The organism is Saccharothrix australiensis (genome assembly GCF_003634935.1).
Taxonomy (GTDB): Bacteria; Actinomycetota; Actinomycetes; order Mycobacteriales; family Pseudonocardiaceae; genus Actinosynnema; species Actinosynnema australiense.
Map to the genome: position 1 here is coordinate 2718416 of NZ_RBXO01000001.1, position 16205 is coordinate 2734620.

Sequence of the window (16205 nt, forward strand, 5' to 3'; positions counted from 1 at the left end):
CCCGGTGGTGCGGGATGATGGGGCGATGCGCATCCGCGAGGTGGAGATCTCCGACGACATGATCCGGCTCGGCCAGTTCCTCAAGCTGGCCGGCCTGGCGGAGAACGGCGCGCACGCCCGCGAACTCGTCGAGGACGGCGAGGTCACCGTCAACGGGCGGGTCGAGGAGCGGCGCGGTGCGCAGCTGCACGACGGCGACGTGATCGCGGTCGGCGCGGAGAAGGCCAGGCTCGTCGCGAACCGGTAGGGGCGGCGTGTCGTCGGTCACGCCGCGTGTGCTCGGCGTCCCCCGGGCGGGCGCGTCCGAGCGCACCACCGCCGTCCGCCGCCGGGTGCACGCCGCGCTCGTCCGATCACCGAAATGGCGGCCGGCGGGCCGCCCCGGTCACGGGGTGAAGTGGGTCACCGCCGTTCCGGTCCGGTGCCGGGCCCATTTGCGGCGACGTGGCCCCGGCCGCCCGGAACGTTACGCCGAATAGCTTATTCCATCCCGTGAATGGGTGATCCCGGCGGACCGGGTCGGCACTTCGAGGGGTACCTGGGGTGCTTTTCCGCGAGCCCTTCCACAACGGACCGGAAACGGGTGTAACGGACGCCGTCCCAGATTCGATTGATCTGCCCGCTCGTGCGTGCGACCACCCATGTGGCACCGCGGGGCGGAAACGACGGGCGCTCGCCAGGATTTATCGCGTTCCGCCGTTTCGGTGACAGCCCGGCGCTCGGCGGCTCCCTCGGGGTGAGCGGCGCGGGACCGCGGGAATCGTCGCCCCGACCCCTTGTTCACTGTGTGTGTAACGCCCCGGCCCGGCGGGACGAATGACGGTTTGCGCGTCGGGAAAACACCGACCGCACAATTGCCGAACCACACGCGGGTCCGTCGGGGATGCCCTGCGATGTTGCACGTCCGAACCGGCCCAACCGGGGGAGCACAGCGATGAGCGAGCAGGTCCGGCCCACGCGACGCAGAGCGGTCGCGGGGGTGACGACGGCCGACCGCACGACCCACCCCACGGTGGGCAGTTGGGAACCCGCCTACCGGTACGGCGTCATCGCCGCCGACGTCGTCTCCACCGTGCTCGTCGTGGTCCTCGGCGGCGCGGTGCTCTCGGCCAACCACCTCTCCTACGGCCCGTTGCCCCTGTTCGCCCTGGAAGCGGTCACGGTCGTCATCGTCCTCGGCTCGCTGTGCCTGAACCGGGCGTGGAGCACGACGGTGCTCGGCCAGGGCGCGGAGGAGTTCCGCCGCCTGGGTCGCGGCCTGTTCGGGTCGGTCGTCGCGCTGGGCCTGGGCGCGCTGGCCGCCGGGATGCCGGGCGCGCGGCTGTGGGTGTTCGCGGTGGGCCCGGCGATCGCGCTGGTGGCGTTCCCCGTCCGGTACGCGCTGCGCCGCCCGCTGCACCGGGCGCGCGGCGAGGGCAAGTGCCTGTTGCCGGTGCTCGCGGCGGGCAACGTCGTCACCGTCAAGGACCTGATCGACCGCACCCGCCGCGCGCCGCACCTCGGGTGGCGCGTCGACGCGCTGTGCACCGTGGACGGTCGGGCGGACGTCGGCGTCGAGCTGGACGGCATACCCGTGGTGGGCCGGTTCGGCGAGCTGGCCGAGCAGGTGCGCCGCGGCGGCTACCGGATCGTGGCCGTCACGCCGGACGCCTACTGGACGCCCCGGCGGCTCCAGCAGCTCGCGTGGGACCTGGAGGGCACCGGCGCGGAGATGGTCGTCGCCGCCGCCCTGATGGACTTCGCCGGTCCGCGCCTGCACGTCACCGGCGTGCTGGGGATGCCGCTGCTGCGGGTCACCGAGCCGTCGTTCACCGGGTTCCGCCGGGTGGTCAAGACCCTGGTGGACAAGGTCGGCTCGCTGGTGCTGATCGGGCTGCTCGCGCCGGTGCTGCTGGCGTGCGCGGTGGCGATCACCATCGACACCAGGGGACCGGTGCTCTACAAGCAGCGGCGCGTCGGCAAGGGCGGCAAGCCGTTCACGATCGTCAAGTTCCGCACGATGGTGACCAACGCCGACGCGCTGCGCGCCCGGTTGGAGAAGGTCAACGAGGGCGCGGGCGTGCTGTTCAAGATGCGGCGCGACCCCAGGGTCACCGCCGTCGGCCGCGTGCTGCGCCGCTACTCGCTGGACGAGCTGCCGCAGCTGTTCAACGTGGTCGCCGGGTCCATGTCACTGGTCGGGCCGCGGCCGCCGCTGCCGGAGGAGAGCGCGCGGTACGCGCCGGACGTGCGGCGGCGGCTGCTGGTCAAGCCGGGGATCACCGGGCTGTGGCAGGTGTCCGGCCGCAGCGACCTGTCGTGGGAGGAGTCCGTCCGGCTGGACCTGCGCTACGTCGAGGACTGGTCGCTGGCGCTGGACGCGCTGATCCTCTGGAAGACCTTCCGGGCCGTCTTCGGCGGCCAGGGGGCGTACTGATGACCCGCCTACGCACGTCTCCCAGCGGGGGCGGCGGCAAGGAGATGGAGATGGACCAGCCGATCGGCATCGCCGTCGTCGGCGCCGGCTACTGGGGGCCGAACCTGGTGCGCAACGCACAGGCGACGCCCGGCCTGAAGCTGCGCTACCTGTGCGACCTGGACGTCGAGCGCGCCCGCCGGGTGCTCGGCGACTACTCGACCGTGCGGGTCTCCGGCTCGCTGGACGACGTGCTCGCCGACCCGGCCGTGGACGCGGTCGCGATCGCCACGCCCGCCGCCACGCACCTGCCGGTGGCGATGGCCGCGCTGCGCGCCGGGAAGCACGTGCTGGTGGAGAAACCGCTCGCGGCGGGGTACACCGAGGGGCTGGAGCTGGTGCGGGAAGCGGAGTCGCGCGGCCTGACGCTCATGCTCGACCACACGTTCGTCTACACGCCGACCGTGCGGCACCTGCGCGAGCTGGTGCGCGGCGGCGAGATCGGCACCGTGCAGTACCTGGACTCGGTGCGGGTCAACCTCGGGCTCGTGCAGCCGGACGTGGACGTGCTGTGGGACCTCGCGCCGCACGACCTGTCGATCTTCGACGCCATCCTGCCCGACGGGGTGCGCGTGGTGCGCGTGTCGGCGCACGGCTCGGACCCGATCGGCGCGGGTCGCGCGTGCATCGGGCACCTGACGCTGGAGCTGTCCGACGGCGTGCTGGCCCACGTGCACGTGAACTGGCTGTCGCCGACCAAGATCCGCACCATGATCGTGGGCGGCTCGCGCCGCACCGTGGTGTGGGACGACCTGAACGTGGTCCAGCGCGTCTCGGTGCACGACCGGGGCGCGGACGTCATCGAGGGCGACGAGGCGCGCACGCAGGCGATCATCTCCTACCGCCGCGGCGACACCGTCGCGCCCGCGCTGCCCGAGCGCGAGGCGCTGCGCGGCGTCATGGCGGAGTTCGCGGCCTCGATCACCGAGAAGCGCCCACCGCTGACCGACGGCTGGTCGGGACTGCGGGTGCTGGCCATCCTGGAAGCGGCGTCGGCGAGCCTGGCCGCCGGCGGCGAGTTCGTGACAGTGCGGGACGTACGTCCGGCCGAGTGGGAAGAGGCGGTTGCGTGATAGGGCTTGCGAGCAGGCCGACGGACGTGGCGGGGCGCGGGTTCGCCCCGTCGGGCGCGGGCGGAGCGGTCGCATGACCGGGGTGGCGGCCCGGAAGCAGGGCATGGACATGACGGTCACGCCGACCGGCATCGAGGGCGTGTTCGTCATCCAACCGGAGTGGTTCGAGGACGAGCGTGGCTTTTTCTTCGAGTCCTACAGCAAGCGCCGCTGGGAGCAGCACGGCCTGCACCTGGACTTCGTGCAGGACAACCACTCCCGCTCGCAGCGCGGTGTGCTGCGCGGCTTCCACTTCCAGAACGGCCTCGCGCCGCAGCACCGCCTGGTGCGCTGCACGGTCGGCGCGATCTGGGACGTGGTGGTCGACCTCCGCGTCGGCTCGCCCACGTTCGGCAAGTGGTTCGGCATCGAGCTGTCGGCGACCAACCGGACGCAACTGCTGATGGGCCCGGAGTTCGCGCACGGCTTCGCGGTGCTGTCCGACGTCGCCGAGGTGCAGTACAAGACGACCGGCTTCCACAACCCGGCGGCCGAGGGGCTGCTGGCGTGGGACGACCCGGACGTGGCCGTGCCGTGGCCGATCGAGAACCCGACGCTGTCCGCGAAGGACAGCGGCAACCCCAGCCTGGCGGCGTACCTGGCCGACCCCGCGTTCCACTACGGAGAATCAGCGTGAACCTGCGTGACGCACGTGTCCTGATCACCGGCGGTGCGGGCCTCATCGGCTCGACCATCGCCGACCACCTGCTCGACGAGGGCGTCGCCGAGATCGTCGTGCTGGACAACCTGGTGCGCGGCCGGCTGGAGAACCTCGCCGGCCCGCTGGCCGCCGGCGCGGTGCGGTTCGTGGAGGGCGACCTGCGCGACGTCGACACCGTCCGGTCCGTTGTGGACGGTGTGGACCTGGTGTTCCACCAGGCTGCCATCCGGATCACGCAGTGCGCCGAGGAGCCGCGGCTGGCGCACGACGTGCTGGCCACCGGCACCTTCAACGTGCTGGAAGCCGCCGTGCGGGCGAACGTGACGAAGGTCGTGGCCGCCTCCTCCGCCTCGGTGTACGGCCTGGCCGAGGTGTTCCCGACCGAGGAGGGCCACCACACGTACGGCAACCGCACGCTCTACGGCGCGGCCAAGGTCTACAACGAGGGCCTGCTGCGCAGCTTCCACGAGATGTACGGCCTGGACTACGTCGGCCTGCGCTACTTCAACGTGTACGGCCCGCGCATGGACGTCTTCGGCGTCTACACCGAGGTCCTGGTGCGCTGGATGGAGCGCATCGCCGCGGGCACCCCGCCGCTGATCCTCGGCGACGGCAGCCAGACGATGGACTTCGTCCACATCTCCGACATCGCCCGCGCCAACGTGCTGGCGGCCAAGAGCGACGCCACCGACGAGGTGTTCAACGTCGCCTCCGGCGTCGAGACCAGCCTCGCCCAGCTCGCCGACGCGCTGCTGGACGTCATGGGGCGCGCGGACCTCCGGCCCGAGCACGGCCCGGAGCGCAAGGTCAACGCGGTGCCCCGCCGCCTGGCGAGCACCGCCGCCGCCCGCGAGAAGCTCGGCTTCGAGGCGCGGGTGGCGCTCCACGACGGACTGGCGGACCTCGTGACGTGGTGGCGCGCCGAGACCGCAGCCGAGACCGCCGACCAGAAGCTCCAGGGAGCCGCCGGATGATCCCCATCACCCGCCTGTACGTCGGCCGGGAGGAGGCCGACGCCGCCGCCGAGGCGGTCCTGTCCGGGTGGCTGTCGGTCGGCCCGCGCGCGGCGAAGTTCGAGCAGCTGGTGGCCGAGCAGGTCGGCGCGGCGCACGCGGTGGCCGTGAACAGCGCGACCACCGGGCTGCACCTGGCGCTCGCGGCGCTGGGCGTCGGCGCGGGCGACGAGGTGATCTGCCCGTCGTTCACGTTCATCGCGACGCCGAACTCGATCCGCTACACCGGGGCCACCCCGGTGTTCGCCGACATCGACGAGCGCACCTACAACATCGACCCCGCGCACGTCGAACGGCTGATCACACCGCGCACCAAGGCGATCATGCCCGCGTCGCAGATCGGGCTGCCCGCCGACCTGCACGCCCTCAAGGACATCGCGCGCAGGCACGGCCTGCACCTGGTCGAGGACGCCGCGCCCGCTTACGGCGCGACCATCGACGGCGTCCGGCTCGGCGCGATCAGCGACATCACGGTGTTCTCCTTCGACGCGCGCAAGATCCTCACCACCGGCGAGGGCGGCGTCGTCACCACCGACGATGCCGAGGTGGCCGCCAAGCTGAAGGCGTTGCGGGCGCACGCCGCCTCGGTCTCCACGCTGGCGCGGCACACCTCGACGGCGGTGATCGCGGAGAGCTACGACGAGGTCGGCTTCAACTACAAGATGACCGACATCCAGGCCGCGGTCGGCGTGGTGCAGCTCGGCAAGCTGGACCACGTGGTGAAGACCCGCCGCGCGCTGGCCGCCCGGTACGACGAGCTGCTGGCGGGCAACGAGTCGGTGATCACGCCGCACGAGCCGGCCGGGTTCGGGCACGTGTACCAGTCGTACCTGGTGCGGCTGAAGGGCCACGCCCGGATCGACGTGATGAACGCGATGGCGCTGCGGGGCGTCGCGACCAGGCGGATCACCGCGTGCCACCTGGAACCGGTGTACCACGCGGGGGAGGCCACCCCGTCGCTGCCGGTGACCGAGCGGGTGGCGGCCGACCACATCCTCCTGCCGCACTTCGTGGGGCTGACCGACGAGGAGCAGGACGAGGTCGTCGCGGCGCTCGCCGCCGCCACCGCCTAGCGGGCGGCACGCGGACCCGGTGGCCGGTGGGGAATCCCGGCCACCGGGTCTCGTCGTTCGCGTCCACGGCGGACCCGTCGCGGCGGCGCGGATCGTCGGTCCCGTCCCGGATCGCGCCCTCCGCCGGGTCGTCACCCAATCGAGATCCCCGCTGTCGTAACGGATTCACATTACGCATCGACTTCCGGAGCGACGAGGTCGCGTCGCGGGGAATGGCGACGACGGGTCGCGGAGCACGTTCGAGGAGATGAGTGGCCGATGGCGTCGCCGATGAGACGTCTTGTGAGAACCCTGTGCGCCGCGCTGGTGGTCGCCGGCGGCGTCGCGCCGCTGGTGGTCCTCACCGCGCCGGTCGCGAACGCCGCGCCGTGCGACGCACCGGTGGTCAACAAGGTGCTGTGCGAGAACTCCAAGCCGGGCACGCCGGACTGGCAGGTGCCCTCGCGCGACGACTCGATCCTGGGCTACACCACGGACATCAGCACCACTCCCGGCGGCCAGGTCGCGTTCAAGATGCTGACCAACGCCCCGTCCTACACGATCGACATCTTCCGGCTCGGCTGGTACGGCGGCGTCGGCGCGCGCCAGGTCGGCTCCGTGTCCCGCACCACGCCGCAGAACCAGCCGCCGTGCCTGCGCGATTCCCCGAGCGCCCTCATCGACTGCGGCAACTGGGCCGTGTCGGTCACCTGGAACGTGCCGGCGGACGCCGTCTCGGGCATCTACTACGCCCGCGTGACCCGCAACGACAACGGCCTGCGCAACGAGATCGTGTTCGTCGTGCGCGACGACACGAGCAGGTCGCAGGTCCTCTTCCAGACCTCCGACTCGACGTGGGTCGCCTACAACCGCTACGGCGGCAACTCGCTGTACTTCGGCGACGGCCCCGGTCAGGGCGGCCAGGCGTACAAGGTGAGCTACAACCGCCCGTACACCGGCGGCGACGGCGACGAGAACTTCATCTTCAACGCCGAGTACCCGATGCTCCGGTTCCTGGAGCGCAACGGCTACGACCTGAGCTACACCACCGACGTCGACACCGCCCGGCGCGGCCACCTCATCAAGAACCACCGCGTGTTCATGGCCGTCGGCCACGACGAGTACTGGTCCAACGAGCAGCGCGCGAACGTGGAGGCCGCCCGTGACGCGGGCGTGCACCTGGCGTTCCTGACCGGCAACGAGATCTTCTGGAAGACCCGCTGGGAGAAGAGCATCGACACCTCCCGGACCGACTGGCGGACCGTCGCCAGCTACAAGGAGACCAAGGGCACCCAGAACGACGGCCTGGACGACTGGACCGGCACCTGGCGCGACCCGCGCCACAGCCCGCCGCAGGACGGCGGCCGACCGGAGAACGCGTTGCTGGGCAACATCTTCATGGTCAACGGCCGCCGCGACGACGCCCTCCAGGTACCGGCCGCGTACGGGAAGATGCGGTTGTGGCGGCACACGAGCTTGCAGAACATGGCCGCCGGCACCAGCTACACGTTCCAGCCCGGCACGCTCGGCTACGAGTGGAACACGGTGGAGGACAACGGCTACCAGCCCGCGGGTGTCGGCCAGTTCTCCCGCACCACCGTCGCCATGCCCGAGGGTCCGTACGTGCTCCAGAACCACGGTGACGAGTACGCGCCGGGCACCAAGACGCACGCGATCACCTACTACAAGCACTCGTCGGGGTCACTGGTGTTCGGCGCGGGCACGGTGCAGTGGGCGTGGGGCGTCGACGACGAGCACGCGTTCCTCACCAACACGCCGACCTCCGACATCCGGATGCAGCAGGCGACGGTGAACTTCCTGGCCGACATGGGCGTCCAGGCCACCACGCTGATGCCCGGCCTGGTCCGGGCCACGGCGTCGGGCGACACCACGCCGCCGACCGTGACCTACACCAGCGTCCCGCCGCTGTCCAAGGTCGGCCAGCCCTACACGTTCGCGGGCACCGTCACCGACGCGGGCCAGGTGACTGGTGTCGAGGTGTCCACCGACGGCGGCGTGCGCTGGCACCCCGCCGAGTGGCAGGCCGGTCGGACCGCCTGGAGCTACACCTACACGCCGCCCGCGTCCGGCCCGGCCCAGCTGCGGGTCCGCGCCGTGGACGACTCGCTGAACCTGTCCACGCCGGTCACCGCGTCGCCCGGCGTCGGCGCGCGCACCTGCCCGTGCGGCTTGTGGACGGACAACGACGCCCCGAAGACGCCGGACATCCTGGACGGCTCCGCGCTGGAACTCGGCGTGAAGTGGCGCGCCAACACCGACGGCTACGTCCGCGGCGTGAAGTTCTACAAGGGACCCGGCAACACCGGCACGCACACCGGCACCCTGTGGAACCGCGACGGGCAGCGGTTGGCCACCGGCACGTTCGTCAACGAGACGGCGTCGGGCTGGCAGACCCTGCTGTTCCCGGTGCCCGTCGCGGTGTCGGCCGACACCACCTACATCGCGTCGTACCTGTCGCCCACCGGGCACTTCTCGGTCGACACCGAGTACTTCAGCCGCAGCTCCCGCTACCTGGAGCCGTTGACCGGCCTGCAAACCGGCGTGGACGGGCCGAACGGCGTGTTCCGCTCGGGGCCTGGCTTCCCGGACCGCACCTCGCAGGACAGCAACTACTGGGTCGACGTGCTGTGGGCGCCCGACCCCGGACCGGACACCCGCGCGCCGGAGCTGACGGGCACCAACCCGTTGGCGGGCGCGTCCAGCGTGGGGCTCGACCCGACGCTGAGCGCGTCCTACGACGAGGCCGTGAACCCGGCGACCGCGCAGGTGACGCTGACCGGTCCGGGCGGTCCCGTCGCCGGCACCACCTCCGTGACCGGCAACGGGAAGACCGTCCAGTTCACGCCGGGCGCCGCGCTCACCACCGGCGCCACCTACACGGCGACGGTGAAGGCCAAGGACGCGGCGGGCAACGAGACACCGACCCACACCTGGTCGTTCACCACCGGCTCGAACCGCCCGGCGACGTGCCCGTGCACGGTCTGGGACGACTTCGCGACGCCCACCACGCCGAGCGCGGACGACGCCACCCCGGTCGAGGTGGGCACGAAGGTCCGCTTCAACGGCAAGGGCGAGGTGCTCGGCGTCCGGTTCTACAAGGGCGCGGGCAACACCGGCACCCACAAGGGTTCCCTGTGGTCGTCCAGCGGCCTGCTGCTGGGCACCGGCACGTTCACCGGCGAGACGTCGAGCGGGTGGCAGACGCTGACCTTCGCCTCTCCCGTGGTCGTGCAGGCGAACACCACCTACGTCGTGTCGTACTACGCGCCCAACGGCCACTACGCCGTGACACCGGGCTACTTCTCCGGCCAGGGCGCGAGCTACGGCGCGATGCGCGCGCTGGCCAACGGGACCGACGGCCCGAACGGCGTCTACCGCTACGGCGCGGGCGGCGGGTTCCCGCAGTCCTCGTTCAACGGCGCCAACTACTGGGTCGACGCGATCTACAAGAACGGCCTCAACGGCGACACCACGCCACCGACGCTCGACTCCCGCGCACCGGGACCGGACGCGACCAACGTGGGGCTGAACTCCTCGCTGTCGCTGGGGTTCTCCGAGGCGATGGACCCGGCGTCGACGCAGATCTGGCTGTCCGACCCCGGCGGGGCCCGGCTGCACGGCACGGTCGCCATCTCCGGTGACCAGAAGACCGTGACGTGGAAGCCGGACGGCCCGCTCAAGCCCAACACCCGCTACACGGCGAGCGTGCTGCTGGCCGACGTCAACGGCAACGCGATGGCGTCCACCGCCACGTGGTCGTTCACCACGTCCACCAACGCGTCCTGCCCGTGCTCGCTGTTCAGCACGGCCACCGTGCCGACGGTGACCTCGGCCGACGACAGCGGGGCCTACGAGCTGGGCGTGCGGTTCAGCCCGACGCGCAGCGGCCGGATCACCGGTGTCCGCTTCTACAAGGGCGAGGGCAACACCGGCACGCACACCGGCTCGCTGTGGTCCTCGGCGGGCGTCCGCCTGGCGACCGGCACGTTCACCGGCGAGACGGCGCAGGGCTGGCAGACGCTGACCTTCGACACCCCGGTCACGGTGTCGCCCGGCCTGATGTACACGGCGTCGTACTTCGCGCCCAACGGGCACTACTCGATCGACAGCGGCTACTTCCAGGCCACCGGCGTCGACGCGCCGCCGCTCACCGCGCCGCGCACCGGCGAGGGCAACCCCAACGGGGTGTTCCAGACCGGCGGCGGGTTCCCGACGACGTCCCACCAGGGCAACAACTACTGGGTCGACGTCCTCTACACGCCCAACAGCGACACCACGCCGCCGGTCAGCTCCGGCCACACGCCGCTGACCGACGCGGTCGACGTGTCGCGCACGACGCAGGTGACCGCGAGCTTCGACGAGCCGATCGACCTGACCAACACGCAGTTCACGGTCAGCGACCCCGGCGGCGCGACGCTCGCCGGCACCCTGACCCGGTCGGCGGACGAGCAGACGGTGGTCTGGACGCCCACGCGCCCGCTGGCCGCCGCGACGCGCTACACCGTCGCCGTGCGGGCGGCCGACACCGGCGGCAACATCATGGCCTCGCCGCTGACGTGGTCGTTCACCGCCGAGACCACGCAACTCTGCCCGTGCTCGCTGTTCAGCGCGGGCACCATGCCCACCGTGGCCGCGGCGGACGACGGCGGCTCCTACGAACTGGGCGTGCGGTTCACGCCGACCGCCGACGGTCGCGTCACCGGCGTGAAGTTCCACAAGGGGACCGGCAACACCGGCACCCACACCGGCACGGTCTGGTCGGCCGACGGGGTCGCCCTCAAGACCGGCACGTTCACCGGCGAATCGGCGAGCGGCTGGCAGACCCTGACGTTCGACACGCCGCTGGAGGTGACAGCCGGCACGGCCTACGTCGCCTCGTACACCGCGCCGAACGGCCACTACTCGGTGAACCACGGCTACTTCGCGGGCTACACCGCGACGTCGCCGCCGCTCACCGCGCCCGCCACCGCGGAAGGCGCGCCGAACGGCCTCTACCGGGTCGGCTCCGGTTTCCCGACGGACAGCTTCCAGGGCAACCACTACTGGGTCGACGTCGTCTTCGAGACCGGCTGACCGGCTCCGACGCGAGGGGACACCGATGACACCACGGCCGCTGCTGCTGGTCGGCGGGGGAGGGCTGGCCCGCGAGGTGCTGGCCGCCGTCCGCCTCCGGCCGGAGGAGTGGGCCCCCGTGGGCGCGCTCGACGACGACCCGGCCCGGCACGGCGCGGACCTCGACGGCCTGCCCGTGCTCGGCGGGTCGGAGCTGGTGCACGGGATGCCCGACGCCGCCGTGCTGGTGTGCGTCGCGAGCGCGCGGCGGCCGGCGGGGCGGATGGCCGTCGTGCGGCGGCTCGACCTGCCGGAGGACCGGTGGGCGCGGGTGGTGCACCCCGCGGCCTCCGTGCCGCCGGGCGCGGTCGTGGGGCCGGGGACGGTGCTGCTGGCGGGTGTGGTGGTGACGACGCCGCTGCGCCTGGGCGCGCACGTCGTCGCCATGCCGCACGTGCTCGTCACCCACGACGACGAGGTGGGCGACGGCGTGACGTTCGCCGGCCGCGCGTCGCTGGGCGGCGCGGTGCGCGTGGGTGAGTGCGCCTACCTCGGGCAGGGCGCGTCGGTCCGGGAAGGCGTGTCGATCGGCGCGGGTGCGGTCGTGGGCATGGGCTCGGTGGTGCTCACGGACGTGCCCGCGGGTGAGGTCTGGGCGGGAGTGCCCGCCCGGCGGCTGCGAGAGGGGAACGGTTCGTGATCGACATCCCGCTGGTGGACCTGCGTGCCCAGCACGAGCAGGTCGCCGACGAGGTCGCCGACGGGTGGGCTCGGGTGCTCAAGACCACGGCGTTCATCGGCGGCAGGCAGGTCGCCGAGTTCGAGGCGGAGTTCGCGGCCTACCAGGAGGTGCCGCACTGCGTGGGCGTCGGCAACGGCACCGACGCCATCGAGCTGGCGTTGCGGGCCTTGGAGGTCGGGCCCGGCGACGAGTGCGTGCTGCCCGCGAACACGTTCATCGCCACCGCGGAGGCCGTGGCGCGCACCGGAGCGACACCCGTGCTGGTGGACTGCGTCGCCGACACCGGGCTCATCGACGTCGACCTGGTGCCGGGCGCGCTGACCGAGCGGACCAAGGCGATCCTGCCGGTGCACCTGTACGGGCAGGCGGCCCCGGTCGAGCGGTTGACCGGGTTCGGCGTGCCCGTCGTGGAGGACGCGGCGCAGGCGCAGGGCGCGCGGCGGCACGGCGTGGCCGTCGGCGGCCTGGGCGACCTCGCGGCGACCAGCTTCTACCCCGGCAAGAACCTCGGCGCGTACGGCGACGGCGGCGCGGTGCTGACCCGCTCCGACGAGCTGGCCGCCACCGTGCGGCTGCTGCGCGAGCACGGCTCGCCCCGCAAGTACGAGCACACCGTGCTGGGCTTCAACAGCCGGCTGGACACCCTCCAGGCCGTGGTGCTGTCGGCGAAGCTGCGCCGGCTGGAGGGGTGGAACGCGGGGCGGCGCGCGGCGGCCGAGCGGTACTCCGCGCTGCTGGCCGACGTGCCCGAGGTGACGCTGCCCGTGGTGCTGGAGGGCAACCTGCCGGTGTGGCACCTGTACGTGGTGCGGGTGCCCGACCGCGACCGCGTGCTGGCCGCCCTGCACGCGGCCGGCGTCGGCGCGGGCATCCACTACCCGACGCCCGTGCACCTGACCGGCGCGTTCGACTCGCTGGGCCACGCGCGCGGCGACTTCCCGGTCAGCGAGGAGATCGCGGGGGAGATCCTGTCGCTGCCGCTGTTCCCGGAGATCACGGCCGGCGCGCAGGAGCGGGTCGTCGCGGCGCTGGTGGAGGCCGTGCGATGAGCGGCGTGTTCGTCCACCCCAGGGGTTTGTGCGAGAGCGACGACGTCGGCGACGGCACGCGCGTGTGGGCGTTCGCGCACGTGCTGCCGGGTGCGCGCGTCGGGCGCGACTGCAACATCTGCGACCACGCGTTCGTGGAGGGCTCGGCGGTGCTGGGCGACCGGGTGACGGTCAAGAACGGCACCCTGGTGTTCGACGGCGTGGTGTGCGAGGACGAGGTCTTCCTCGGGCCGAACGTGCTGTTCACCAACGACCTGCGGCCCCGAGCGGCGATCCGGCGCACCGGTGACGCCCTGCTGTCCACTGTGGTCAGACGCGGCGCGTCGCTGGGCGCGGGCACGGTCGTGGTGTGCGGGGTGGAGATCGGCGAGCACGCCTTCGCCGCCGCCGGGTCCGTCGTGACCAGGGACGTGCCCGCGCACGCCTTCGTCGCCGGCAACCCCGCCCGGCACAAGGGTTGGGTGTGCTCGTGCGGCCAGCGGCTCGACGCCGGGCTGGTGTGCCCCGACTGCGGCAACCGCCACGCCGAGGGCGACAAGGGCCTCGTCCTGCTCGGCTAACGCGTCCCGGACGGGGTCCGCTCGGCGGACCCCGCCTCCGCCTTGGCGATCCGCAGCATCGCGCCGGCCAGGCCGATCATGGTGAACACCAGGCCGGTGGCCACGCCGAAGCCCAGCAGGTCGAACGTGATCGCCCCGATGCCGCCCGCCAGCACGGCGGACAGCACGCACGCCGCCAGGCCGCGCAGGTGCTCGTCCCGGCTGATCATCCGCACGCGGACCACCGCGAAACCCGCCGCCAGGAACATGCCGATCAGCGCGAACAGGCCGAGGTAGCCGTTCTCGATCAGGGTCAGCAGGAACTGGTTGTCCAGGATCGTGTACTTCGCCGGCAGGAACGTCCCGAAACCCCGGCCCAGCAACGGGTTCAGGTCGATCTGCTCGGCCGCCGCCGCGTAGTCCGCGGTGCGCGCCTTCACGCTCGGGTCGTCCTCGATGTTGGCGAACATCCCGCGCAGCGTGCCGAACAGGCCCGGCACCACCAGGCTCGCGCCGAGGAAGAACCCGCCGCCGACGACCAGCGCGGTGATCTTCCGCCGCCGCGGCAGCGTGATCAGCATGACCACGCCGGCCACCGCCAGGACCACCAGCGCCGTGCGGGACAACGAGGTCATCGCGCCCAGGCCGCACAGCCCCAGGCACACCAGCCACCGGACGTGCGGCGTGCCCTCGTCGCGCGCCTTGAAGACGTAGTGCGCGCCCAGCGGCACGGCCACCGCGCACACCAGGCCGTACTCGATGGGGTGGTTGGTGGTGCCGGTGGGGCGGCGGAAGACCGACCGCGACTCGAACACCGCGTAGCCGTTCTCCTGCGTGCGCAGACCGGGGACGCTCACGTACCCGGCGAGGTCGACGCCCGTGCCGAACTGCACCAGGCCGATGAACGCGATGGCCGCGGCGCACCCGAGGACCAGCTTCAACACCTTGTCCAGGCGTTCCCTGGTGCGCACCGCGTCGCAGACGAAGACGGCGACGCTGATCGTCGCGACGATCCGGACGATGCTGGAGTCGGCCACGGTCAGCTCGTCCACCGGCAGCCAGCGCCGGGTGGCGACGCCGTAGGTCGCCAGGTGCGCGGCCAGGTACAGGGCCACGGCGGTGCGCACGACGTTGAGGCCCTTGCCCATGCCCAGCGTGTCGACCATCTGCGCGGACAACCACAGCACGCCCAGCAGCAGGGCCAGCACCAGCGCGGGCGGCAGCGTCATGGGCACGAACGACAGCACCAGCCGGGCCGGGATGATCAGCAGCGCCAGGAGGTAGGCGCAGACCAGCGTCGCGCCGTCGGCCTTCCGCCGCACGCGCTGGAACCGCTCGGTCAAGGCCGTTCTTCGCTGGTCGGCCACCCGGCTCGTGGGGCGGGCGGTGGCACGGCGATCTTCACCGTCCGCTCGCTCGCGGTCGGCTGGGCCTTGGGCAGGGCGCCGGGTTGGGCGTTCGGCCGCGCCCCCGTTTGCGCCCCCGGTTGCGCGCCGGCCTGCGGGTGCGGCGGCGCGGGTCGGGCCACCGGCAGCCCGCCCGGCGGCGTCGGCGGCTTGGCCGCGCTCGGCGGCGGCACCTGCACCGTGCGCTCGGCGGCCGTCGGCTGCGGGCGGCGCACCGGCGGGGCCGTCGACCGGCGCGGCGCGCCGTCGGCCTGCCCGCGGGCCTGGTGGTTGGTCGGCGGCGGGTTCGGCGTCTTCGGCGCGGGGCGGTCGTCGTCCTGCGGCGCCGCGTCGCGCGGCGCGGCGTCCTCGTCCGGGTCGGCGTCGTCCCCGGTCGTGCCCGCGGCCCGCTCCCGGCGACGGCGCAGGTGGTTGGCCACGCTGTCCGAGCCGAACGTCGCCGCCGTCGTCAGCAGCATGAGCAGCACGAACGCCGCGCCCGCGTACCGGACCTTGCCGCCGATCTGCGCCTCGGCCTCGGTCGGGTTCACGATCACCTGCGAGGTGATGAACGTCGACTCGGGCGCCTTCAGCTTGCGCTGCTGGTCCTCCAGCTCCTTGGCGGCGAACTCCATCACCGTCGTGACCATCTTCTCGGCCTGCTCGGGCGTCTCGCTGTCACCCGTGACGAACAGGAACGGGCCGTTCTGCCCGCCGCCGGTCGCCGTGAAGCTCGTCGGCGAGTCCTTGGCGATGCCCAGCTGCTCGCGGGTCTTCGGGTCGGCCAGGATCTGCGACAGGATCTGCGAGGTCGTCGCCAGGCTGCCGTCGAACGCCAGCAGCGGGTTGATCTTCACCGCTTCCTCGGGCGTGACCTTCTGCGAGAACGTGCCGCCCGCCGCGGGCGTGGTCAGCACCATCACGCCCGAGGATTGGTAGCGGGTCGGGATCGACAGGAAGACGCCGGCGGCCACCGCGACCGCGACCACCGCGGACGGCACGGCGACGTACCACCGCCTCCGCAGCGTCCGCACGGCACCCCAGAAATCCATCCGCTCCCCGATCCCCGTTTACCCTCGGTGCGTGACCACGAGGTGTTGTTACTCTGAAATCGGCCGACTCGC

At 72.3% G+C, this 16205-nt stretch carries 12 protein-coding genes; 10 read left to right on the forward strand and 2 right to left on the reverse strand.

The features are described from left to right. Positions 1 to 25 precede the first annotated feature (25 nt). From C8E97_RS12635 to C8E97_RS12680, 10 genes are all read left to right on the forward strand, one after another. Positions 26 to 247 (forward strand): RNA-binding S4 domain-containing protein, encoded by a 222-nt coding sequence (locus tag C8E97_RS12635; protein ID WP_121004929.1) that lies wholly within the window; start codon positions 26 to 28, stop codon positions 245 to 247. Between the two features lie 687 nt (positions 248 to 934). Further along, on the forward strand, positions 935 to 2416 hold the full coding sequence (locus C8E97_RS12640) for a sugar transferase (RefSeq protein WP_121004932.1): 1482 nt from the start codon (positions 935 to 937) through the stop codon (positions 2414 to 2416). Between the two features lie 50 nt (positions 2417 to 2466). After that, positions 2467 to 3528: a Gfo/Idh/MocA family protein gene (locus tag C8E97_RS12645; protein WP_246018844.1), complete on the forward strand. Its 1062-nt coding sequence runs from the start codon at positions 2467 to 2469 to the stop codon at positions 3526 to 3528. Between the two features lie 73 nt (positions 3529 to 3601). Beyond that, entirely contained in the window at positions 3602 to 4204 is a 603-nt protein-coding gene (rfbC, locus tag C8E97_RS12650) for a dTDP-4-dehydrorhamnose 3,5-epimerase (protein ID WP_121004938.1), read from the forward strand. Further along, entirely contained in the window at positions 4201 to 5202 is a 1002-nt protein-coding gene (locus C8E97_RS12655) for an NAD-dependent epimerase/dehydratase family protein (RefSeq protein WP_211346996.1), read from the forward strand. The genes rfbC and C8E97_RS12655 overlap by 4 nt, the downstream gene beginning before the upstream one ends. After that, on the forward strand, positions 5199 to 6314 hold the full coding sequence (locus C8E97_RS12660) for a DegT/DnrJ/EryC1/StrS family aminotransferase (protein ID WP_121004941.1): 1116 nt from the start codon (positions 5199 to 5201) through the stop codon (positions 6312 to 6314). The genes C8E97_RS12655 and C8E97_RS12660 overlap by 4 nt, the downstream gene beginning before the upstream one ends. 258 nt (positions 6315 to 6572) lie before the next feature. Beyond that, positions 6573 to 11387 (forward strand): DUF4082 domain-containing protein, encoded by a 4815-nt coding sequence (locus tag C8E97_RS12665; protein WP_121004946.1) that lies wholly within the window; start codon positions 6573 to 6575, stop codon positions 11385 to 11387. A 25-nt stretch (positions 11388 to 11412) separates the two neighbouring features. Then, positions 11413 to 12066, forward strand: coding sequence for a NeuD/PglB/VioB family sugar acetyltransferase (locus C8E97_RS12670; protein WP_121004949.1), 654 nt, complete (start codon positions 11413 to 11415; stop codon positions 12064 to 12066). Beyond that, entirely contained in the window at positions 12066 to 13157 is a 1092-nt protein-coding gene (locus C8E97_RS12675; RefSeq protein ID WP_211347221.1) for a DegT/DnrJ/EryC1/StrS family aminotransferase, read from the forward strand. The genes C8E97_RS12670 and C8E97_RS12675 overlap by 1 nt, the downstream gene beginning before the upstream one ends. After that, a complete protein-coding gene (locus C8E97_RS12680; RefSeq protein ID WP_121004955.1) occupies positions 13154 to 13717 on the forward strand; it encodes an acyltransferase in 564 nt (187 codons plus the stop codon). Before C8E97_RS12675 ends, C8E97_RS12680 begins: the two co-directional genes overlap by 4 nt. Here C8E97_RS12680 and C8E97_RS12685 read toward each other — a convergent pair. Continuing rightward, positions 13714 to 15039 (reverse strand): O-antigen ligase family protein, encoded by a 1326-nt coding sequence (locus C8E97_RS12685; RefSeq protein ID WP_121004957.1) that lies wholly within the window; start codon positions 15037 to 15039, stop codon positions 13714 to 13716. The two genes, C8E97_RS12680 and C8E97_RS12685, sit on opposite strands and share 4 nt — an antisense overlap. After that, positions 15036 to 16133 (reverse strand): hypothetical protein, encoded by a 1098-nt coding sequence (locus tag C8E97_RS12690; RefSeq protein WP_121004960.1) that lies wholly within the window; start codon positions 16131 to 16133, stop codon positions 15036 to 15038. The genes C8E97_RS12685 and C8E97_RS12690 overlap by 4 nt, the downstream gene beginning before the upstream one ends. Positions 16134 to 16205: the final 72 nt, after the last annotated feature.